This window comes from Williamwhitmania sp. (genome assembly GCA_035529935.1).
In the GTDB taxonomy this organism is placed as follows: domain Bacteria; phylum Bacteroidota; class Bacteroidia; order Bacteroidales; family Williamwhitmaniaceae; genus Williamwhitmania.
In genome coordinates this window covers 1-3,023 of the sequence record DATKVT010000130.1, presented here as the reverse complement: position 1 = coordinate 3,023, position 3,023 = coordinate 1, and the positions used below count along the sequence as shown (strand labels likewise).

General features: G+C 40.4%; 3 protein-coding genes. All 3 read left to right on the top strand.

Features of this window, described 5'->3' with window-relative positions; genetic code table 11:
- A partial coding sequence (terL, locus tag VMW01_10060; protein ID HUW06596.1) for a phage terminase large subunit occupies nt 1-958 on the top strand: 958 nt, incomplete at its 5' end.
- A complete protein-coding gene (locus VMW01_10055; GenBank protein ID HUW06595.1) occupies nt 958-2,307 on the top strand; it encodes a DUF1073 domain-containing protein in 1,350 nt (449 codons plus the stop codon). The genes terL and VMW01_10055, both read left to right, overlap by 1 nt.
- A partial coding sequence (locus VMW01_10050; GenBank protein ID HUW06594.1) for a hypothetical protein occupies nt 2,288-3,023 on the top strand: 736 nt, incomplete at its 3' end. The genes VMW01_10055 and VMW01_10050, both read left to right, overlap by 20 nt.

Here is a 3,023-nt window from a genome sequence, read left to right as displayed (position 1 = left end):
CTCCCCCGGACTTTTCATCTGCGATGATCCAATAAAGGATCTTTCCGAGGCTTTTTCTACTACTTATCGAAAAAGAAAAATGGATTGGTGGCGCGCTGTGGTCAGTACACGGATACATAATACCTCCCACACAATACTAATGCACACGCGTTGGCACACCCACGACGTAGCCGGACAACTGCTTAAAGACGGAGCTATCGAGGACGGGTGGGAGGTTCTATCTTTTCCAGAGCTAGGACCGGACAAGGATTACGAAAACGAATACGACCCTAGAACGGAAAAAAATGAACCGCTTTGGCCAGAGGAAAAGGGCGACTACGAACAGCTAATGAAGAAAAAGAGGGAAGTTGGAAGCTATACGTGGGCAGCTCTATTTCAGCAAAAGCCGAAAATAGATGGGGGTAATATAATTAGGGAGGAGTGGGTTAAGCTGTATCATAGTCTCCCGTTTGATCCTCAAAAATTGAAATCGACAGAAATAATTCAGAGCTGGGACTTGCAATTTAAAAAGACTGGGACCTCCTACACCGTTGGAATAACAATTGCAAAAAAAAATGCCGACTTCTACCTTATAGACTTCTATAGAAAAAAGGCCGATGTGATAGATTCGGGAAAGGAAATAACCGAGATGTCCAAACGGTGGCCTAATTGCTTGACCATTTTAATCGAGGATAAAGCAAATGGCCCAGCAATTTTGTCGCTGTTAGGTAAAAAGGTTACCGGCTTGATTCCCGTCCGATCTACGGCCTCTAAAGATGAGAGGCTGCACTCGGTTTCTCCAATTTTCGAATCTGGAAATTTTCACATACCAGCAAATCATCCAGAAACAAAAGCAATACTAGACGAGCTGACTTCATTTCCGGTTTGTGCAAACGATGATATAGTTGACGCTATATCCCAGGGTCTAATACATTTCAGTTCATTAAAAGGTTTGAGATATTTGAGGGCATATAAATAATGAAAAACAAAACAAAAAAAAACGCGGATAATTGGATCAACGTGGCGACCGGTGTGGGTGTACGGGGTATCGATAAAACAATTGGCGCTTATGCTCTATGGGATAGAACGCCAAAAATGATTGCCGAAAATCTTTATGCTTCCGACGATATCTCAGGAATATTAGTGGACGCAATACCAGACGATGCGGTCAAGGAAGGCATTTCATGGAAAATAGCCGACGATGATAAACAGTGGGCAAACGATACTATAAAGGCGTTAAATAATGAATTTGATCGATTGAATGTTTGGGAGGTTTTTAATTGGGCATGGAAGCTCGCAAGAATACAGGGAGGATCAGCGGTATTCATTTCCGTTGACGATAGTGCAGCACTAGACACTCCACTGAATTTAAACATGATTCGAAAGATAAATGCTCTGCATGTTTTCGATCGATGGGATCTAGATGTAATGAGTCTAGACATGGAGGCGAATCTAGCAAGCCCGAACTACGGTAAGCCAAATTATTATACTTATAACTCATCTGGATCGACAACACCAGACGCAACAATGTATCGAATACACTATACTAGAATCATTCGCTTTGACGGTATCAAGCTTCCTAATAATTTATTTATAGCTAATGGGTATTGGGATGATTCGATTTTTGGAAGGCTTATGAAACCAATTTCGTCTTATGGTCAATCGAATGATTCTATTGTAACGATCCTTTCGGAATTTAATCAAGCGGTTTTTAAATTAGATGGTATGACCGAGGCGATCAGTCAAGATGAAAGTGAGCTGGTCGTTAACAAATTAAATTTTGTTAACCTCATGCGATCAAGTCTTAGGGCTATCGTTTTAGATAAAGAGGACGAATTTGACAATAAGCAAGCCGCAGTAGGCGGGGTCAAAGATATCTATGGGATAGTGAAGGATAGACTGATTGCTGCATCTGGAATACCCCATTCTAGACTGATGGGAGAATCGCCTGGGTCCAGTCTTGGCGAAACTGGAAACTCACAACTAGTTGACTACTACGACAAAGTGGCAAGAGAGCAATCTATGATGTTGCGGGGTCCAATCGATAGACTGACAACACTGCTTTTTAGACAATCCAAAAATCAAATTTTAGAACCTGACAATTGGACATATAAATTCAATCCCCTTTATTCAGAATCTCAAGAAACAATTATCAATACCCGTCTAGCTCAGGCCAATATTGACAATATCTATATGACACAGGGTGTCTATGATTCTGTAGAAGTGGCTAAGTCGAGATTCGGATCAGGGGAATATTCATTTGAAACTGATCTCGACGATGATGAACTTGGTTTGGATGGTGAAACCGATGAAAACGACGAAGCGTAAAGCAAAAACAAAAAGAAAGTCCAATATCAATCCTAGGAGGACAACTAGGCGTATTATTGCAAACGAGGAAAAGGTAATACGTTTCTCCAAAAAAATGATTGAAGACCTGCAGCAATATACTAAAAGCGCATTATCAGAATTGATTAGAAAATTTTCCCAAAAAGGAAATGATTTAGATCAGCAAGCGATTGAGCAATTTTCGCAAGATAATTTTGAAATGGAAACAATAAATCAGATAATCGAGCAGATTGAATCTCAGTTTTTGGGTTTTTATTCCAAGGAATATATTGCCGGGCAATTAGGTCCTATTTTTCAAAGGATGTCCGATATAGAGGCATCGGAGATCGCAAGACAAGTCGGTTTGAATACACTCTCTATAGCGCCTCCAGAACTACAAGCCGCTATACAAATGTCAGTACTAACGACCGCAAATAACCTTTACGCCAATAATCAGACCATTTTGACTAATCTTAGAAATGAAATAGCCGAAGGCATAAGAACAGGTCAAAGGTGGGAAACTATAGCCAAGAAAATAGAAAGGCCTATTTCTAGAGAAAAGAAACTAGGAGATAAACCGACTTCATTTCGAAAAGGATATAATAACGCAAAATTTATTGCGAGAAATGAGGTTGGTAATGCTCAAGGGGAAATAAATAAGCAACAACAAATGGCAGCAGGCGTTAGGCTTTATCGCTGGCAAACATCGAGAGATGAAA